The organism is Streptomyces sp. NPDC059398, assembly GCF_042751845.1.
In the GTDB taxonomy this organism is placed as follows: Bacteria; Actinomycetota; Actinomycetes; order Streptomycetales; family Streptomycetaceae; genus Streptomyces.
Genome location: NZ_JBHYWP010000001.1, coordinates 257,025 through 275,219, shown reverse-complemented (window position 1 = coordinate 275,219; position 18,195 = coordinate 257,025). Strand labels below are relative to the sequence as shown.

16 protein-coding genes are annotated in these 18,195 nt (G+C 71.6%); 6 read left to right on the top strand and 10 right to left on the bottom strand.

What is annotated here, in order from left to right; genetic code table 11:
- Positions 1-63 precede the first annotated feature (63 nt).
- The 8 genes from ACFXBC_RS01225 to ACFXBC_RS01190 all read right to left on the bottom strand — a co-directional run bounded on the left by ACFXBC_RS01225 (position 64) and on the right by ACFXBC_RS01190 (position 6,757).
- Entirely contained in the window at positions 64-720 is a 657-nt protein-coding gene (locus ACFXBC_RS01225) for an ankyrin repeat domain-containing protein (RefSeq protein ID WP_385017059.1), read from the bottom strand.
- Between the two features lie 106 nt (positions 721-826).
- Positions 827-1,768, bottom strand: a complete 942-nt coding sequence (locus ACFXBC_RS01220) for an urease accessory protein UreD (RefSeq protein WP_385017055.1) — start codon at positions 1,766-1,768, stop codon at positions 827-829.
- Positions 1,765-2,445 (bottom strand): urease accessory protein UreG, encoded by a 681-nt coding sequence (gene ureG / locus ACFXBC_RS01215; RefSeq protein ID WP_385017094.1) that lies wholly within the window; start codon positions 2,443-2,445, stop codon positions 1,765-1,767. The genes ACFXBC_RS01220 and ureG overlap by 4 nt, the downstream gene beginning before the upstream one ends.
- A gap of 57 nt (positions 2,446-2,502) precedes the next feature.
- Positions 2,503-3,201, bottom strand: a complete 699-nt coding sequence (locus ACFXBC_RS01210) for an urease accessory protein UreF (RefSeq protein ID WP_385017052.1) — start codon at positions 3,199-3,201, stop codon at positions 2,503-2,505.
- Between the two features lie 68 nt (positions 3,202-3,269).
- Positions 3,270-4,994: an urease subunit alpha gene (gene ureC, locus ACFXBC_RS01205; RefSeq protein WP_385017050.1), complete on the bottom strand. Its 1,725-nt coding sequence runs from the start codon at positions 4,992-4,994 to the stop codon at positions 3,270-3,272.
- A complete protein-coding gene (locus tag ACFXBC_RS01200; RefSeq protein WP_385017047.1) occupies positions 4,994-5,461 on the bottom strand; it encodes an urease subunit beta in 468 nt (155 codons plus the stop codon). Before ACFXBC_RS01200 ends, ureC begins: the two co-directional genes overlap by 1 nt.
- A 32-nt stretch (positions 5,462-5,493) precedes the next feature.
- Positions 5,494-5,799 (bottom strand): urease subunit gamma, encoded by a 306-nt coding sequence (locus ACFXBC_RS01195; protein WP_385017044.1) that lies wholly within the window; start codon positions 5,797-5,799, stop codon positions 5,494-5,496.
- Positions 5,800-5,803: 4 nt separating this feature from the next.
- Positions 5,804-6,757: an urea transporter gene (locus ACFXBC_RS01190; protein WP_385017042.1), complete on the bottom strand. Its 954-nt coding sequence runs from the start codon at positions 6,755-6,757 to the stop codon at positions 5,804-5,806.
- A 547-nt stretch (positions 6,758-7,304) separates the two neighbouring features.
- On the opposite strand from ACFXBC_RS01190, the gene ACFXBC_RS01185 reads away from it, so the two are divergent.
- Complete coding sequence (locus ACFXBC_RS01185; protein ID WP_385017039.1) at positions 7,305-7,730, top strand: hypothetical protein; 426 nt, start codon at positions 7,305-7,307, stop codon at positions 7,728-7,730.
- A 51-nt stretch (positions 7,731-7,781) separates the two neighbouring features.
- Here ACFXBC_RS01185 and ACFXBC_RS01180 read toward each other — a convergent pair whose 3' ends face one another.
- Positions 7,782-8,267 carry a hypothetical protein gene (locus ACFXBC_RS01180; RefSeq protein ID WP_385017036.1) on the bottom strand — a complete coding sequence of 162 codons (486 nt, stop codon included), beginning with the start codon at positions 8,265-8,267 and terminating at the stop codon, positions 7,782-7,784.
- A 369-nt stretch (positions 8,268-8,636) separates the two neighbouring features.
- Between ACFXBC_RS01180 and ACFXBC_RS01175 the strand changes: the two genes are divergently transcribed.
- Entirely contained in the window at positions 8,637-9,815 is a 1,179-nt protein-coding gene (locus ACFXBC_RS01175; protein ID WP_385017034.1) for a D-alanyl-D-alanine carboxypeptidase family protein, read from the top strand.
- A 60-nt stretch (positions 9,816-9,875) separates the two neighbouring features.
- Here ACFXBC_RS01175 and ACFXBC_RS01170 read toward each other — a convergent pair whose 3' ends face one another.
- Entirely contained in the window at positions 9,876-10,745 is an 870-nt protein-coding gene (locus tag ACFXBC_RS01170; RefSeq protein ID WP_385017031.1) for a UbiA family prenyltransferase, read from the bottom strand.
- A 166-nt stretch (positions 10,746-10,911) separates the two neighbouring features.
- Here ACFXBC_RS01170 and ACFXBC_RS01165 point away from each other — a divergent pair, with 166 nt between their 5' ends.
- The 4 genes from ACFXBC_RS01165 (at position 10,912) to ACFXBC_RS01150 (ending at position 18,126) form a co-directional block, all read left to right on the top strand.
- Positions 10,912-11,979 (top strand): type III polyketide synthase, encoded by a 1,068-nt coding sequence (locus ACFXBC_RS01165; RefSeq protein WP_385017028.1) that lies wholly within the window; start codon positions 10,912-10,914, stop codon positions 11,977-11,979.
- Positions 11,980-12,019: 40 nt separating this feature from the next.
- Positions 12,020-12,637, top strand: a complete 618-nt coding sequence (locus ACFXBC_RS01160; protein ID WP_385017026.1) for an isoprenylcysteine carboxyl methyltransferase family protein — start codon at positions 12,020-12,022, stop codon at positions 12,635-12,637.
- Positions 12,634-13,647: an NAD(P)/FAD-dependent oxidoreductase gene (locus tag ACFXBC_RS01155; RefSeq protein ID WP_385017023.1), complete on the top strand. Its 1,014-nt coding sequence runs from the start codon at positions 12,634-12,636 to the stop codon at positions 13,645-13,647. Before ACFXBC_RS01160 ends, ACFXBC_RS01155 begins: the two co-directional genes overlap by 4 nt.
- A gap of 183 nt (positions 13,648-13,830) precedes the next feature.
- Positions 13,831-18,126 carry a discoidin domain-containing protein gene (locus tag ACFXBC_RS01150; RefSeq protein ID WP_385017020.1) on the top strand — a complete coding sequence of 1,432 codons (4,296 nt, stop codon included), beginning with the start codon at positions 13,831-13,833 and terminating at the stop codon, positions 18,124-18,126.
- Positions 18,127-18,195: the final 69 nt, after the last annotated feature.

Here is an 18,195-nt window from a genome sequence, read left to right as displayed (position 1 = left end):
GGGGGGGGGGGGGGGGCCGCGCGGATCCCGCCCCGCCCCCCGGCGGGGGGCGCCGTCTCCGTCTCAGCCCCCGGCCGCCCTGAGCAGGTCGGCGATCCGGGTGAACCCGCGCTGCTCGGCATGGCGCAGGGCCGTCACCCCGTCGCCGTCCGGCAGGCCGGGCGTGGCACCGGCCGCGATCAGGAGTCCGACGATCTCCTGGTGGGCCGGTCCCCCGTCGCCGAGGATCACCGCCTCCAACAGGGCTGTCCAGCCGAGGCTGTTGACGTGGTCGACCTCGATGGCGGTCTCCCGCAGGAGGGCCCGTACGTAGTCGGTGTGGCCGCGCTCGGACGCCGGGATCAGCGCGATCCCGCCGAAGCGGTTGCGCTGGGTCAGATCAGGGCCGGCCGGGAGCAGCACCCGCATCATGGCCACGCTCCCGGTGACACCAGTGGCCAGCCAAGGGCTGTCGTCACGGTCGTCCTGGGCGTCCGGGTCGGCTCCCTCGGCGATCAGGGCGCGGGCGGCCTCGACATGGTCGCCGATGGACGCGAGAAGCAGAGCGGTACGGCCGTGCAGGTCGCGGGCCTCAAGCCCCGCGCCGGCTGCCAGGGCGGCCCGCACCGCCGCCGTGTCTCCCCGGCCGGCCGCGGCCAGAAGCGCCCGGTCCTGCTCGTGCACCGCGGTCCTCCGTCCGTCCGGGTCCGGGTCCGTGGGGTGGGTGTCGTGCGTGTTCATCCTGCTGCCGTCCTTCCGTTCCTGTCCCGGCGCCGCCTACTCGGTGAGGGCCTACCCGGTGAGGGCCCGCGGCGGCGAAGGAGCGGCGCCTCATCCCCTAGCCCACTCAGGTCTTGCGCAGGTCCGGGGCCGGTACCCCGATCAGCAGGCGGCGCACCGCGTCCCACGCGGCGCGCAGCGCACGGGTGACGGCAGGGGAATCGCTGCCCATGACCCGCACCCACGCCCCCGTGTCGTCCGGCAGCACACTCACACCGAAGACCAGGCCGGCGGCTTCCAGCGCGTCGTGCAGGGTGTCCGCGACCAGGGCCGCGGGGGCCAGCGGGGTGAGTACGTACAGCGATGCCATCAGGTCATGACCGGCGAAGACCGCGGGCCCGGTCACGCCGCCCGGACCGTGCGGTTCCAGCCGTACGGTGTCGGCCGCGAGCAGCGTGCCGTCCGGGCGCCGGACCTCCAGGTCGCTGAAGAGCATCCGGTAGGCGTGCCGTTCGTCCCGGGCCAGCCGTCCGGCGGCGATCGTCTCGCCGATGAGTACGGTCGCCGACGGATCGGCCGTCACCACCGTGTGCTGGTAGAAGCGCGCGTCGCGGTACGGGATCAGCGGGTCGGGCAGGTACTCGACGTAACTGCCCTCCCCCACCGTCAGGTTGACCAGCTGCGTCGCGTGGTCGAACTCCATACGGTGCACCTTGGTGGCGGCCTGCGTGGTCAGGTGCACGGAGGTGCCGGGCTCGCAGTCGATGTCGATCCGGTTCCGGTCGGCCTGCAGGATGCCGCCGCCGGTCGACATCAGAAAGGTCACCGGCAGATCGGGCCGGTGCGGATCGATGTACAGCGGCCGCATGATCTGCAGCGGCGACTTCTGGTAGCGGTCGACGAGTTCGGTGCGGCCGCCGACCCGCGCGTAGCGCAGTTCGAGCAGACCGACCTTGCCGGGGCGCCCGGCGGCCAGCGTGTCCGCCGGACCGGCGAGGGCGAGCAGCCGGGCCGGTGTCCGCCGGGGTTCGTAGTGCGCGGGGTCCAGCCGCGCGGGCGCCGTGGTCATGCGGGGGCCGCCGCCTGGGCGGCCTCATGGGCCAGGATGAAGTCGGCGATGGTGTCGAGGCCGTCGCCGGTCAGGGAGTTGGTCAGCACCACGGGCCGCCCCTCCCGGACCTTGCGCGCGTCCGACTCCATGACCTCCAGGTCGCACCGTACGTACTGGGCGATGTCGACCTTGTTGATGACGAGCAGTTCGCTCTCGGTGATCCCCGGGCCCCGCTTGCGCGGCATCTTGTCGCCCTCGGCGGTGTCCAGGACGAACAGGAAGAGGTCGACCAGGGCCGGGCTGAAGGTGAGCGTCAGGTTGTCGCCGCCGCTCTCGAAGAGCAGCGTGTCCACGTCGGGGTGGCGCTCCAGGAGTTCGTCGGCCGCCGCCTGGTTCATCGACGGGTCGTCACGGACCGCGGTGTGCGGGCACGCCCCGGTCTCGACACCGACGATCCGGTCCGCGTCGAGGATCCCGTCGAGGGTGCGGCGGACATGGGCGGCGTCCTCGCTGGTGAAGATGTCGTTGGTGATGACCGCGGGGGTGCGGCCGCGTGCGAACAGTACGGGGACGAGCGCCTCGATCAGAGCCGTCTTCCCCGAACCGACGGGTCCCGCGATCCCCACCCGCAGTACGCCGTCCTTGGGGCGCCGCAGGAGTTCGTCGTCGTGGCTGTGGTGGTGCCGGGCCTGCATGGGGTCGTGCATGGTGATCCTTCTCTGGTGTGGTGTCCTGTCGGCGGATGGCTCCGCCTAACTGGCGAACAGCCGTGCCTCCGCCCGCTCATGGCGGCCGGCCATGATGTCCGCCACCGGGACGAAGCCGCCGATGTCGGCGAGTTCGCGCTCCAGGGCGGCCTCTGCGGTCTCCTCGATCACGGACGCCGCCCGGTGCAGTACGACCTGCGCCTGGCGGTGGTCGGTGAGCCGCAGCCGCAGGGCGGCCCCCACGAAACTGGCCGCGAAGGCGAACAGTTCGCAGGTGACCGCCTGCCGTACGGTGACCGCGTTGCCCGCGTGGACAGCGGCGGCGACGACCGGCTGGCAGCCGCGTACGGCGCCGTCCCGGTAGAGGGTGCGGTACCGCTCGATCTCCGGGGTTCCGTACACCTCCGCCGCCAGGTCGAGCAGCTGCCGCCCGGTGCGGACACAGGCCTGCCGGGCCTCCCGGCCCAGTTTGGTGGCGTGCAGCCGCTCCTCGACCGCCGTCAGCTCCGCCCAGTCGCCCGCGGTGACCGCGCGGTGGGCGAGGGCCAGGGCGGTGGCGTCGGACGGCCCCGCACTGTGGCGCAGCAGATCGTGGAGGAGTTCCGGCAGGCTGCGCGGGGTCACCGCGCGGGCCTGCTGGAAGCCCTCCAGACCGTGGGAGAGGGTGTAGTAGCCGCTGGGGAAGGCCGAGTCGGTGAGCTGGAGCCCGGTCAGCAGTGCGGCCGTGGGCATCGGGTCGTTCATGCCGGGGCTCCGTTCGTACGAGGGGTGGTCCGCTGTGGTCAGGCCGCCGGGGGCGGCCGCCGGACCGGTCAGACGATGTAGAAGAGGTGGTTGAGCGGGAGCCGCTCGGCGGGTTCGATCGTCGCGGGTTCGCCGTCGACGGTGACCTTGTACGTCTCCGGGTCCACCTCGATACGCGGCAGCGCGTCGTTGCGCACCATGTGCTGCTTCCCGATGGTCCGGCAGCGCTGCACGGGCTCGATCCGCCGCTGGAGGCCCAGTTCGCCGGGGACGCCCGCGGCGATGGAGGACTGGGACATGAAGGTGACCGACGTCCGCTGCTTGGCGCGGCCGTACGTACCGAACATCGGGCGGTAGTAGACGGGCTGCGGCGTCGGCAGCGAGGCGTTGGGGTCGCCCATCAGCGCCCAGTTGACCATGCCGCCCTTGATGACGAGCTTGGGCTTGGCGCCGAAGGAGTGCATCGGCCAGAGCACGATGTCGGCGATCTTCCCCGGCTCCAGGGATCCGATCACGTCGGCCGCGCCGACGGCGATGGCCGGGTTGATGGTCAGCTTGGCGAGATAGCGCAGCACACGTGCGTTGTCGTTGCGGGAGCTGTCCTCGGCCAGCGGGCCGCGCAGTTCCTTGCAGTGGTGCGCGGTCTGGAAGGCCCGGACGAACGATTCGCCGACCCGGCCCATGGCCTGGGAGTCGGAGGAGAAGATGCTGATCACGCCGAGGTCGTGCAGGACGGTCTCGGCGGCAATCGTCTCGGCGCGCACCCGGCTGTCGGCGAACGAGACGTCCTCGGGGATGTCGCGGGACAGGTGGTGACAGACCATCACCATGTCGAGCAGTTCGTCGACCGCGTTGACCGTGTACGGAAGCGTCGGGTTGGTGGACGCGGGCAGGACGTTGGCCTCGCCCGATACCCGGATGATGTCGGGGGCGTGGCCGCCGCCCGCTCCCTCGGTGTGGAAGGTGTGGATGGTCCGGCCGTCGATCGCGGACAGGGTGTCCTCGAAGAAACCGCCCTCGTTGAGGGTGTCGGTGTGGATGGCCATCTGTACGTCGTGCTCGTCGGCGACGCTGAGGGCGGTGTCGATGGTGGCGGGGGTCGCGCCCCAGTCCTCGTGCACCTTGAGACCGGCCGCGCCCGCCTCGATCTGCTCGCGGAGGGCTTCCGGCTGGCTGCCGTTGCCCTTGCCGAGCAGGCCCACATTGACCGGCAGGTCCTCGACGGCCTCCAGCATCCGGTGGATGTTCCACGGGCCGGGGGTGCAGGTCGTGCCGTTGGAGCCGTCGGTCGGCCCGGTGCCGCCGCCGAAGAAGGTGGTGATGCCGTTGGACAGGCCCTCCTCGGCCTGCTGCGGCGAGATGAAGTGGATGTGGGTGTCCACACCGCCGGCGGTGGCGACGAGGTGTTCGCCGGAGACGACCTCGGTGCCGGGGCCGATGATGAGCTTGGGGTCCACACCGTTCTGGAGCTGCGGGTTGCCGGCCTTGCCGACCCCGACGATCAGGCCGTGGCGGACCCCGATGTCACCCTTGACGACGCCGAGCACCGGGTCCATGACCACGACGTTGGTGATGACCAGGTCGAGGGCGCCCTCGCGGTTGAGCGCGGAGGGGTCCTGGGCCATGCCGTCACGGATGGCCTTGCCACCGCCGTAGACGGCTTCTTCCCCGTACGAACCGGCGTTGTGGTCGTACTCGACCTCGACGACCAGATTGGTGTCGGCGAGGTGGAACCGGTCGCCCACGGTGGGGCCGAACAGGTCGGTGTACTGCTTGCGCGGAATGATCGCCATCAGTGCTGAGTCCCCTCGGTGCCCGCGGTGCTCTCGGCGCCGGGCGTGTTCCCTGTGCTGTCCTGGCCGGCGGCGCTGTCCTGGCCGGCGGCGTCGCCGGCACGGGTGAATCCCAGTTCGGCCGCGCGGCGCAGCGCGTTGCGCTTGGTGTCGGGCGCCGACAGGCCCCCGTTGACGAGTCCGGCGAATCCGACGAGCCGCCCGCCGCCGCCGAAGGCGCACAGGTCGACCTCGCGGCTGTCGCCGGGCTCGAAACGCACGGCGGTGCCGGACGGGATGTCCAGGCGCATCCCGAAGGCGGCCTCACGGTCGAAGCGCAGCGCGCGGTTGATCTCGAAGAAGTGGTAGTGCGACCCGACCTGGACGGCGCGGTCGCCGGTGTTGGCGACCGTGAGCCTGACCGTGGCCCGGTTGGCGTTGATCTCCACGGGGTCGTCCCCGTAGAGGTAGTGGGCTCCGCCCGACATCTCTGTCTCCTCGGTGGTTCAGGCTTCGGGGTTCAGGCGCTGATCGGGTCGTGGCAGGTGACCAGCTTCGTGCCGTCGACGAACGCCGTCTCGACCTGGAGGACGGTGAGCATCTCGCGCACTCCGGGCATCACGTCGTCCTGGGTGACGATCTTGCGGCCCAGCTCCATGCACTCGGCGACGGTGTGGCCGTCGCGGGCCGCCTCCAGGACGGCTTCGGTGATCAGCGCGGCGGCCTCGCTGTAGTTGAGCTTGGTCCCCCTCGCCCTGCGGCGGCGGGCCAGGTCGGCCACCACGTAGACGTGGAGTTTGTCGATTTCGCGTGGGGAGAGATTCATGGCGTCACTCTGCTTTCTCGAATGAGATGCCGGGCCGGCCCAGCGCTGGACCCGCCGCGAGGAAGAGCCAGGTCGTCACTACGAACGGCCAGGTGAAGGGGGATCCGCCGGACGGCCGGGTGAACGCCTCCCAGGCGGCGGTGAAGGGGACCGATGCCACGACGGCGAGTGCGGCGTAACCGGCGGTCCACCGGGTGAGGGTCAGAAAGGTGGCGGCCAGCGCTATGGCGCAGAGCACCCCGTTGTAGCCGTAGAGGCCCTGGGCGATCCGGTCGGCCGGGAGCCCGGCGGCGCAGGCGGTCAGCAGCGCGAGGGCCGAGGCGGCGGCAGCCGCGACGGCGGCGGCCCGCGAGGTGATGAGGAGCCCGACGAGCAGGATGAGGCCCGCGTACCACTTGTCGAGGAAGAAGACCTGTCCGATGTTGTCGCAGAACGCCCGCCCGGCGTCCGCCGCGGACAGCGTGGTGAACCCGCCGACCCGCGCGGTGGCGCCGGCCGCGGCGGGGGCCGTCGGCAGCGCGGTCACCAGGGCGCCGGCGACCAGGCAGTACGGGGCGGTCAGCACGGGCAGGCCGACGCGCCCGAAGATACGGCCGGCCGCTGCGCTCAGCACCGGGCAGACCGCCGCACCGAGGACCGTGAGCAGGACGGTACGTCCCGACGAGCCGAACGTGACGAGGAGGGCGAGACCGGTGAGGCAACCGCAGTAGCCGTCAAGCCCCTTGACAATATTGCCCCGGTCGGCGCCGAGCAGGGCCGCGGTCGCGGCGGACACACCCGCGCCGAGCAGGCCGTACACACCGGTACGCCAGCCTTCGGCGAACAGCGCGACGGTGAACAGCAGTCCGGTCCACGGATTGGCGCTGAGGGTCACCTGGGCGATGCCCCGCAGTTGCACTTGTCCGAGCCGCAGCGGCGTCCGGCTCCTTGCCTGCACCGCTTGTTCCGCCGCAGACATGTCTACTCCCTTGAGGACATGGCGAATTGGCCAGATACCCCCGGAGAAGGGGGTATTGGCGCTAGATCAACTTTCTGTTGAAAACCGTACGCCCGACGCAAGCGGAACAGTGTCCCGAATATCGGCCACTGAGCGTGTCCGGAGCGGTACGGTACGGCATAACCGCTGTTGGGATGTGGCGCTCCACCGGCCCACCGCGGTCCGGCCCCCTCCGGGCGGTCCGCAAGTCTTGGTAAGAGGTTGAACCATTGTTGAACGCTTCATACCTGTCATTTGACCGAACCGGGCAGCGGCTGCCCGGCGCCCCGCCCACCAGGCATTTCGGCTCCGGAAAGGCACCCGGTTGCGGGGCCCGCGCACCGCGCCCATCCTGGAACGGCTTTGGCAGGCTCTGCCCTTCGCCTCCCCGTTCCGGCAGAGCGACACCGCCGTCGGCAGGACTGATTTTCCCGTCGCCGTCGCCGTACGGGCCGCGTGAGGACCGCCGCAGCCGGCCCCAGGGCGGCTCGCCCCGACACCGCATCCGACGAGCCGAAGGAGTTCCGCCATGCACTCCGCCCTGATGCGTACCGCGCTCGCCACGGCAGCCCTGTGCGCCACCCTCACCGCAGCTGCGATCACCCCGGGCGACGACGTCCGGCCAATGTCCGCGAAGCCGTCGGCTCCCCGGTCGGAGACTTCGCATGCGGAGACTTCGCGTACCGAGGCCTCGGGGACGGAAGCCACGTCCCCGGAAGCCTCCCGTACAGGCGCGGGGGCCTCGTCGGCGGAGGCATCACGTACGGAGGGTGACACCAATCCGCCTCCGTACGACCGGCGCGCGTTCACCGAGCAGACCGTACGGCTCAGCTGGAAGGGGACCACGGCAGCGGGCCGCGCCCGGATGTGCGCGCATCCGGACAGCTTCAGCAGCCCCGCCCTCGACGCGCGCTACGCCGCGCAGCTGATCAGGGCGGAGTGCCGGAGCCACTGACACCCGCGGCCCCGGCGGCGGGTGCGTCGCCGGGGCCGCGGCCAGGCCCGGTCAGGGTGCGCCGTGGGAGGAGCGGCGGCGCAGCTGGAGGACCACGCCGAGCGCCGCCGCGATGAGGACACCGCCCGCGACCAGCTCGGTGGTGTCCATATCGGTGAGCGAGCCGCTGAGGACCGCCCTGATCCGCTTGTCCGGGGTGCCGGAGAGCTCCAGCGGGGTGCTCCGCCGCTGTCCTCCGCACGCGAAGGTCACGTCGTACCGCTTTCCGGTCGCGGCTTCCGGGTCCACGACGACGGTCGCGGGATGCCCGTGGCGGAGGGTGACCGGGCCGAACACGCCGGACGAGACGGTGACGCCCGGTTCCCGGCAGCCCGTGGCACCGAGGGTGACCGTACCGCCGGGAGCGACCGAGCCCGGTGACACGGTGGGCCCGAAAGGCGGGGCCCCGCCGGCGTCGCCCGCCGCCGCGGCCGGGGCGGCCAGGGACAGCACGGCGGCGCTCAGCAGGGCGGCAGACCCGATACTCGTCAAGCGCATGGGGAGACCTCCGGGCACACGATGCTCGTACAGGACCGCGGCGGCAGTCCGGTGCGGGAGCCCTGCGGCAACCGGGCTGCGGCCAACAGGGGTGCGCGGCAAGGGGACACGCGCACGGACCTGTCTCTGCAGCGGCCGCACGTCCGGTGCGGGACGCACACCGCTGCCGGAACACCGTAGGCCGGACCACCGCGATCTGGCGAGTCCGGCCACTCCAACGGGGCGTCGGATTGCGCCGGACAGGCCAGCCGCACCGGCCGGGCGCCTCCGGAGCGGGTCCGGGCACGCGGCGGCCGGGGTGTCGGCCGTTCGGTCTCCTCCGGGTTCGCCTGAGATGCGGGCAACGTTCCGTGTTTTTACCGTAACTGAATGATCTTCAGACCAGTCTTGCAGAGCCTCTGCGCCGGAGCTGTGGTGCTGGCGGCGGGCGTCACCTCGATCGCTCCGAGTGCCGCGCTGGCCCCGCACCCCGGCCAGCGGCCGCCCGGCAGTACGAGGGAGAGCGGGTCCCGCGCCCCGGCGCTGCCGGACCAGGTCTCGGCGCTGTCCTGGGTGGTCGCCGACGCGACCACCGGCGATGTGCTGGCGTCCAAGGACGCCCACCGCCGTCTCCCCCCGGCCAGCACGCTCAAGACGCTCTTCGCCCTCACCGTGCTGCCACATCTGCCCCCGCGGCTGCTGCATACCGTGACCAGGGCGGACCTGGCGGGCGTCGGCAAGGGAAGCAGCCGTATCGGGGTGGCCGAGGGGCGCGCCTACCGGGTGGACGACCTGTGGCGCGGGGTCTTCCTGAGTCCGGGCGGCGACGCGGTGCACGTGCTGGCCTCGCTCAACGGCGGGTGGCGGAAGACCAGGGACGAGATGCGCAGGCGGGCCGTCCAGTTGGGGGCCGAGGACACCCGGGTCATGTCGCCGGACGGCGATGACATCCCCGGCCAGTACTCGTCGGCCTTCGATCTCGCGGTCTTCGGGCGCACCGGTCTGGGCGACCCGGCGTTCGCCCGTTACTGCTCGATGAGCAGTACCGAGTTCCCCGGCGGGCTCGACAGTTCCGGCCGGGCCGGTGCGCCCTTCGAGGTCCGGAACACCAACCGCCTGCTGGTCGGCTCCCGGGACGTGAGCCCCTATCCGGGTCTCATCGGTGTCAAGAACGGCTACACGGCGAAGGCGGGCAACACCCTGATCGCTGCGGCGCACCGGGGCAGCCACACGCTGATCGTGACGGTGATGAACCCTCAGGACAGCAGTGTCTACGAGGACGCGCGCGCTCTCCTCGACTGGGGCTTCGAGGCGTCCGGCAAAGTGCGGCCGACCGGCTCGCTGCGCCCGGCCATCGCGAGGACCACCACCGTGACGGCTACGGGACCCGAGCAGCCGGACGCGGGGCAGCCGGACGCGGGGCAGCTGGGCCCCGCTGGTTCGCCGGCGGTGAGCCACCACTCCACGATCAAGAAGGCGTCGACAGTGGGCGGGTTCGCCGCGGTCGGGGCGCTGCTCGTCTCGCTCTCCGCCTCGCTCTGGCTGCTGCGACGGCGGATGCGGCGCTGACCCGGAAGCCGGTGTCCGAAAGACCTGCGCTCCTGCGGACGGCGGTGCCGACGGGTGCGCTCAGACGATGGTGGCGCCGCTGAACAGCAGCAGCGCCACATCGACCGCGGCGACGGCCACCGCGGCGGCGAACGCGGCCCGCTCCCGGCGGCGCCCCAGCAGGGTCCCCGCGACGGCGGCCGCGGTCGCGGCGGCGAGCGCCGCCAGCGCCCGGCCGGACGGCGCCCCGGCGGGTCCCAGGACGAGGACGGCGGACGCGGCGGCGAGCGGGACCGGGAGCAGCAGCCGTGCGCGGCCGGGCCCGAGCCGGTGCGGCCAGCCGCGCACTCCGAGTTCCAGGTCGCTGCGGATATCGGGCAGCACATCGCCGAGATGGGCGCCGATCCCCAGCAGGGCGCCCGCGGTGACGATCCACCAGACGGGCGGCGGCTGTCCGGGCAGTCCGAGCGCGACGAAGGCGGGCAGTGCCCCGAAGCCCACCGCGTACGGCAGCCAGGACCAGACGGTCGCCTTGAGCCCCAGGTCGTACCCCCAGGCCAGGGCGACCCCGGTCAGATGCACGGCGCCCGCCCACGGGCCGCAGCCGAACGAGAGCGGTACGCAGAGCGCCAGCGCGGTGAACGCGGCGGCCCATACGGTGCGTACCCCGACCGTGCCGTCGGCCAGCGGCTTGCGGTCGCGCCCGGCCGCGGTGTCCCGGCGCGCGTCCACCGCGTCGTTGCACCAGCCCACGGAGAGCTGCCCGGTGAGCACGGCGGCGGTGGTCAGCACCGAGCGCCCGGGGCTCTGCCCGGCGGTCACCGCGAGAGCCGCCAGCAGCGCGGTGACCGCCACGACCGGGCCCGGGTGGCACGATCCGGCGAGGGCGGCCACAACTCCGCCCCGCCGGGCGGCGGGTCGGTCTGCCAGGGGCTGCTCGGGGGTTCCCACCCGCCGATCGTAGGCGCCGTCGCCCCCGCGCCACGGTTGCGCGCGCACTCCACGCGTACGGGGGAATCGGCGGAGGGCGGCGGGGCGGCGGCCAGGGTGTCGAAAGCCCGGCCGGGGGCAGGGATGCTGCAATGCAGGGCACGTCATCCCCGAGGCGGGAGAACCTATGACCCGGATCGCAGCCGTCCACGGTGTGCTGGCACCGCACCGCCACGCCCAGCACGAGATCACCGACATGGTGGCCCGCGTCTGTCTGCCCGAAGGCGCCGACCGGCGGGTCCTCGACCGGCTGCACCGCAGCTCCCGGGTCCGCACCCGCCATATGACGCTGCCGCTCGAAGCGTACGAGAAGCTGGACGGATTCGGCGCCGCCAACGACGCGTTCATCACCGGTGCGACGGAGCTAGGCGCCAAGGCGGTCCGGGGCGCGCTGCACGCGGCGGGGCTGCACCCCGAGGACGTGGACCTGCTGGTCTTCACTTCGGTCACCGGAATCGCCACCCCCTCGATCGACGCCCGGCTGGCCGGGCGGCTCGGGCTGCGCCCCGATGTCAGACGGCTGCCGCTCTTCGGGCTCGGCTGCGTGGGCGGCGCGGCCGGGCTGGCCCGCACCCACGACTATCTGCTCGGCCACCCGGACCAGGTCGCGGTGCTGCTCTCCGTCGAGCTGTGCTCCCTGACCTTCCAGCGCGACGACAGCTCGATGGCCAATCTGATCGCCACCGCCCTCTTCGGGGACGGCGCCGCGGCCGTGGTGGTCCGCGGCGCCGACCACGCCGCCGGGGAGCGGGAGCGGCCGGGGCCTGCCGTCGTGGACACCCGCAGCAGGCTCTACCCCGACACCGGACACGTCATGGGCTGGAACATCAGCGGCTCCGGCTTCCAGGTGGTGCTCGACCCGTCCGTGCCGGATGTGGTCCGCCGTCACCTCGCCGCGGACGTCACGGGTTTCCTCGCCGGTCACGGGCTCAAGCCCGAGGATGTGACCGCCTGGGTCTGCCACCCGGGCGGGCCCAAGGTGCTGGAGGCCGTCACCGATGCGCTGGGGCTGCCCGACGACGCGCTCGGCGTCACCTGGCGCCACCTCGCCGACGTCGGAAACCTGTCCTCGTCATCGGTGCTGCACGTGCTGCGCGACACCCTGGCCACGGACCCTCCGCCGCCGGGCACACCGGGGCTGCTGCTGGCGATGGGCCCCGGCTTCTGCTGCGAACTGGTCCTGCTGCGCTGGTAGTCCGCCGATCCCGATTACGCAGTGATGCGGAGGATGACCCATGATCTGGTACGTGCTGCTGGTGGCCGCTGTCGCCGCCGAGCGCATCGCCGAACTCGTCGTCGCCCGGCGCAACGAGCGCTGGAGCAGGGCGCGCGGGGCGACCGTCGCCGGTCAGGGGCACTATCCGGCGATGGTCGCGCTCCACACCGGGCTGCTCGCCGCGTGTGTGGCGGAGGCCTGGCTGGGCGGGCGGCCGTTCCTGCCCGCGCTCGGGTGGCCGATGGCCGGCGTGCTGGTGGCGTCCCAGGCGCTGCGCTGGTGGTGCATCAGGACGCTGGGGCCCCGCTGGAACACCCGGGTGATCGTCGTTCCCGGTCTGCCGCTCGTACAGGGTGGCCCCTACCGCTGGCTGCGGCATCCGAACTATGTGGCGGTGGTCGCCGAGGGGGTGGCGCTGCCGCTGGTGCACACTGCGTGGCTCACCGCGTCGGCGTTCACCGTGCTCAATGCCGTACTGCTGACCGTCCGTATCCGCTGTGAGAACGCGGCACTGGCGGGCTGCGGGACTGCGGGGCCGGGCCCGGCGTCCGCCCCGGCGGGAGACGTCACGGGGCTGTCCACCCCGGCGGGAGACACTCCGGCGCGCGACACCTCGGCGGGAGACGTCACGGCGTGATCGACGTACTGGTGGCGGGCGGTGGCCCCGCCGGGCTCGCCACCGCGATCCATGCCGCGCTGGCCGGTCTGGAGGCCGTCGTCGTGGAGCCCAGGACCTCTCCGGTGGACAAGGCCTGCGGAGAGGGTGTCATGCCCGGCGGCGTGGCCGCGCTGCGTGCGCTGGGGGTGGCCGCGGAAGGCCGGGAGCTGCGCGGCATCCGCTATCTCGACGGCAGGCACAGCGCCGACGCGGCGTTCCGGGGCGGCACGGGTCTGGGGATCCGCCGCACCGTGCTGCACACGGCGCTGCACGAGCGCGCCCGTGAGCTGGGCGTACGGATGGTCGACGGCAAGGTCGGGGAGGTGCGCCAGAGCGCCGGCGCCGTCACCGCGGCCGGGCTCACCGCGCGCTGGCTGGTGGCCGCCGACGGTCTGCACTCCCCGCTGCGCCGCCGTCTCGGGCTCGATCTGCCCGGCCGCTCCCCCGGCCGGTACGGGCTGCGCCGCCACTACCGGTGCGCCCCGTGGACCGACTTCGTGGAGGTGCACTGGTCGGCGCGGGGCGAGGCGTATGTGACGCCCGTCGGTGACGATCTGGTCGGGGTCGCGGTGCTCAGCCGCAGCCGCCGCGGTTACGACGAGCACCTGGCCGGGTTCCCGGCTCTCCACGCGGCGCTGCGCGGGCCGCACGCGAGCACCGTGCGCGGCGCGGGGCCGCTGCGCCAGCGGGTGCGGCGCCGGGTCGCCGGGCGGGTGCTCCTCGTCGGGGACGCCGCGGGGTACGTCGACGCCCTCACCGGGGAGGGGATCGCCCTGGCCCTGGCGACCGCCGGGGCTGCGGTGCGCTGTCTGGCCGCCGGGCGGCCCGCCGGCTACGAGGCCGCCTGGCAGCGCCTGACCCGGCGTCACCGGCTGCTCACCGGGGCCCTGCTGTCCTTCAGCGGCCGGCCACTGACCGCGGGCCTCGTCGTACCCACCGCATCCCGGATGCCCGCCCTCTTCGCCGCGGCCGTCCACACGCTCCAGTAGAGCGGGCCACCAGCCCCGCCCAACAGCCATGCAAAGAAGCGGAGTTGTGATCTCCGCGACACCCCTGCTCTGACATGCACCCGTCGATTACTTCGGTCGGACCTGTAGACCTGCGTACAAGTCTCTGCAATTCTCCAACAATTGAACGCAAAAACTCGAACTCCACGAGTATGGGGACAGTAGATGACGCGTCACAGAAGCAGCTGGCGGGCCCTGACGGCCGCCTTCGCGACAGCCCTGTTGCTGCTCGGACTGCCGGCCCTGTCCGCCACGGCCGCAGGCGGACCCGACCTCGCAGCCGGCCGTCCGGCCCGCGCCTCCGGTGCGGCGGCGGAGTACGGAGCGGCCCACATCACCGACGGCGATCCCAGTACCTACTGGGAGAGTTCCAGCAGCTCCTTCCCGCAGTGGGTGGAGGCCGACCTCGGTACCACCGCCCGGGTCGACCAGGTCGTACTGAAGCTGCCGGCCGGATGGGAGAGCCGCAGCGAGACCTTCTCGGTGCAGGGCAGCACGGACGGCACCGGCTACAGCACCCTCGCCGCGTCCGCGGCCCACACCTTCGGCCCCGCCGACAGCAACACGGTGACGGTCGGTTTCCCGGCCACCCGGGCCCGCTACGTACGCATCGACATCACCGCCAACTCCGGCTGGTCCAAGGCACAGCTCTCCGAGCTGGAGGTCCACGGCGCCGACGCCTCCGACTCCACGGGCAATCTCGCCCTCGGCCGGACCCTGACGGCCAGCAGCTCCACCGAGACGTACACGGCGGACCGGGCGAACGACGGCAACCGGGCCACCTACTGGGAGAGCAGGAACAACGCCCTTCCGCAGTGGGTCCAGGCCGACCTCGGCGCCGCCGTGCGGGTGAACCAGGTCGTCCTGCGGCTGCCGGACGGCTGGGGGTCACGCACCCAGACACTGAAGATCCAGGGCAGCACCGACAACAAGGACTTCACGGATCTGACCGCGTCCAGGGACTACACCTTCGACGCTGCGGGCGGACAGGCGGCGACGCTCTCCTTCGACGCCACCACCACGCGGTACGTACGGGTCCTGGTCACCGCCAACTCCGTCCAGCACGCGGGCCAGCTGTCGGAGCTGGAGATCTACGGTCCCGCGACCGGCGATGTGACGGCGCCGACCGCCCCGCAGGGCCTCGCGTACACCGAGCCCACAAGCGGGCAGATCAAGCTGGACTGGCGGGCCTCGACCGACGCGGTGGGGGTGACCGGGTACGACATCTACGCCAACGGCGAGCTGCGCTCATCGGTCGCGGGCGAGGTGACCACGTACACCGACACCCAGCCGGCCGGTACGACGGTCGCCTACTACGTGAGGGCCCATGACGCCGCCGGCAACCAGTCGGGCAACAGCAACACCGTGACCCGCAAGAGCAGTACGGGAGACACCGAGCCGCCGACCGCACCGTCGGATCTGGCCTTCACCCAGCCGTCCGCCGGTGAGATCAAGCTGACCTGGGGCGCCTCCACCGACAATGTGAAGGTCACCGGGTACGACATCTACGCCAACGGCGAACCGGCCAAGTCCGTCGCCGGGGACGTGACCACGTACACCGACAGCAGGCCGGCCGGGACCACGGTCTCCTACTACGTACGCGCCCATGACGCGGCGGGCAATGTCTCGGGCAACAGCAACACCGTCACCCGCCCCGGCACCACCGGCAGCGGTTCCGATCTGGCCCGGTCCAAGCCGATCAGCGCGTCCTCCACCGTCTTCACCTTCGCCGCCGAGAACGCCAACGACGGCCGGACCAGCACCTACTGGGAAGGCGCCGGCGGCAGCTACCCGAACACGCTGACCGTGAAGCTCGGCGCCAACGCCGATGTGGACTCGGTCGTGCTCAAGCTCAATCCGGACAGCTCCTGGGCCACCCGGACCCAGAACATCCAGGTGCTGGGACGTGAGCAGAGCGCCACCTCCTTCACGAGCATCGCAGCGGCCAAGGACTACACCTTCGACCCGTCGAGCCAGAACACCGTCACCATCCCGGTGACGGCGCGGGTCGCCGAGGTCCAGCTGAAGATCACCTCCAACACCGGTTCCGCCGCGGGCCAGATCGCGGAGTTCCAGGTCATGGGCGTCCCCGCCCCCAACCCCGACCTCCAGGTCACCAGGATCACCTCGTCCCCCGCCGCTCCGGTCGAGTCCGACTCCATCAGCCTCTCGGCCACCGTCACCAACAGCGGCACCCAGGCGTCGGCCGCCACGGACCTGAACTTCAGCCTGGGCGGCACCAAGGCTGGCACGGCACCGGTCCCCGCACTCGCCGCCGGTGAGTCGAAGACCGTCACCGGCTCCATCGGTGCACGGGACGCGGGCAGTTACCCGCTGAGCGCCGAGGTCGACCCGGGGAACAAGGTCGTCGAGACCGACGAGGGCAACAACACCTTCACCAGCCCTTCCCCGCTGGTGGTCAAGCCGGTCTCCAGCTCCGACCTGGTGGCGTCGCCGGTCAGCTGGTCGCCGGGCTCCGCCTCCGCCGGGGACACCGTGAAGTTCTCGGTGGCGGTCAAGAACCAGGGCACGGCCGCCTCGGCACCGGGTGCCCATGACATCACCCTGACCGTGACCGACTCCAAGGGCGCCACGGTCAAGACCCTCACCGGTTCGCACTCCGGGACCATCGCGGCGGGCGACACCGCTCCCCCGGTGGATCTCGGCAGCTGGACCGCGGTGAACGGCACCTACCAGGTGAAGACCGTGATCGCGGACGACGCCAACGAACTGCCGGTCAAGCGGGGCAACAACACCACCACACAGTCGCTGTTCGTCGGGCGCGGCGCCGACATGCCGTACGACAGCTACGAGGCCGAGGACGGTGTCCTGGCCGGCGGCGCCGAGGTCGTCGGACCGAACCGCACCGTGGGCGACCTGGCGGGCGAGGCGTCGGGCCGCAAGGCGGTGACGCTCAACAGCACCGGAATGTCGGTCGAGTTCACCACGAAATCCAGTACCAACACCCTGGTCACCCGGTTCTCCGTCCCGGACGCCCCGGCAGGTGGCGGCATCGACACCACCCTCGACCTCTATGTGGACGGCACCTTCCTCAAGGCCGTCGACCTCACGTCGAAGTACGCCTGGCTGTACGGCGCGGAGACCGGTCCCGGGAACGATCCGGGGTCCGGCGCCCCCCGCCACATCTACGACGAGGCGAGCGTCCTCCTCGGCATGACCGTCCCGGCCGGCCACCGGATCAAGCTCCAGAAGGACGCCGCCAACACCTCCACGTACGCGATCGACTTCATCAACACCGAGCAGGCCGTGGCGGCCCCCAACCCGGACCCGGCCGCGTACACCGTCCCGGCCGGCTTCTCCCAGCAGGATGTGCAGAACGCGCTGGACAAGGTGCGGATGGACACCACGGGCAAGCTGACCGGTGTCTATCTGCCGGCCGGTGACTACGAGACGTCCAGCAAGTTCCAGGTGTACGGAAAGGCCGTCCGGGTGGTCGGCGCGGGACCCTGGTTCACCCGGTTCCGCGCACCCTCGTCGCAGGAGAACACCGATATCGGCTTCCGGGCGGAGGCGACGGCCAACGGCTCCTCGTTCGCCGGTTTCGCCTACTTCGGGAACTACACCTCGCGGATCGACGGCCCCGGCAAGGTCTTCGACTTCTCGAACGTCTCCGACATCACCATCGACAACATCTGGGACGAACACACGGTCTGCCTCTACTGGGGCGCCAACACCGACCGCGTCACCATCAGGAACTCCCGGATCCGCGACACCTACGCCGACGGCGTCAACATGACCAACGGCAGTACGGACAACCACGTCACCAACAACGAGTCACGGGCCACCGGGGACGACAGTTTCGCCCTGTTCTCGGCGATCGACGCCGGGGGCGCGGACGAGAAGAACAACGTCTTCGAGAACCTCACCTCGCTGCTCACCTGGCGCGCGGCGGGGGTGGCCGTCTACGGCGGTTACGACAACACCTTCCGCAACATCAGGGTGGCCGACACCCTCGTCTACGCCGGAGTCACGGTCAGCTCACTGGACTTCGGCTACGCGATGAACGGCTTCGGCACCGATCCGACCACCCTGGAGAACATCACCCTGGAGCGGACCGGCGGCCACTTCTGGAACGGCCAGACGTTCCCGGGGATCTGGCTGTTCTCCGCCTCCAAGGTGTTCCAGGGCATCCGGATCAACGATGTGGACATCGTCGACCCGACGTACAGCGGGATCATGTTCCAGACCAACTACGTGGGAGGGCAGCCGCAGTTCCCGGTCAAGGACACGATCCTGACCGACGTCACCATCACGGGTGCGAAGAAGAGCGGTGACGCCTATGACGCCAAGTCGGGCTTCGGCGTCTGGGCCAACGAGATGCCGGAGCCGGGTCAGGGTCCGGCGGTCGGCGAGGTCACCTTCCACCACCTCAAGCTGAGCGGCAACGCCCAGGACATCAGGAACACCACGTCGACCTTCACGATCAACAACCTGCCGTAGCGGCGCAAGGTGCGGGGCCGGGCAGTCCGGCCGGGCCCCGCTGCCGGTTCCGGAGCGAGCGGATATTTT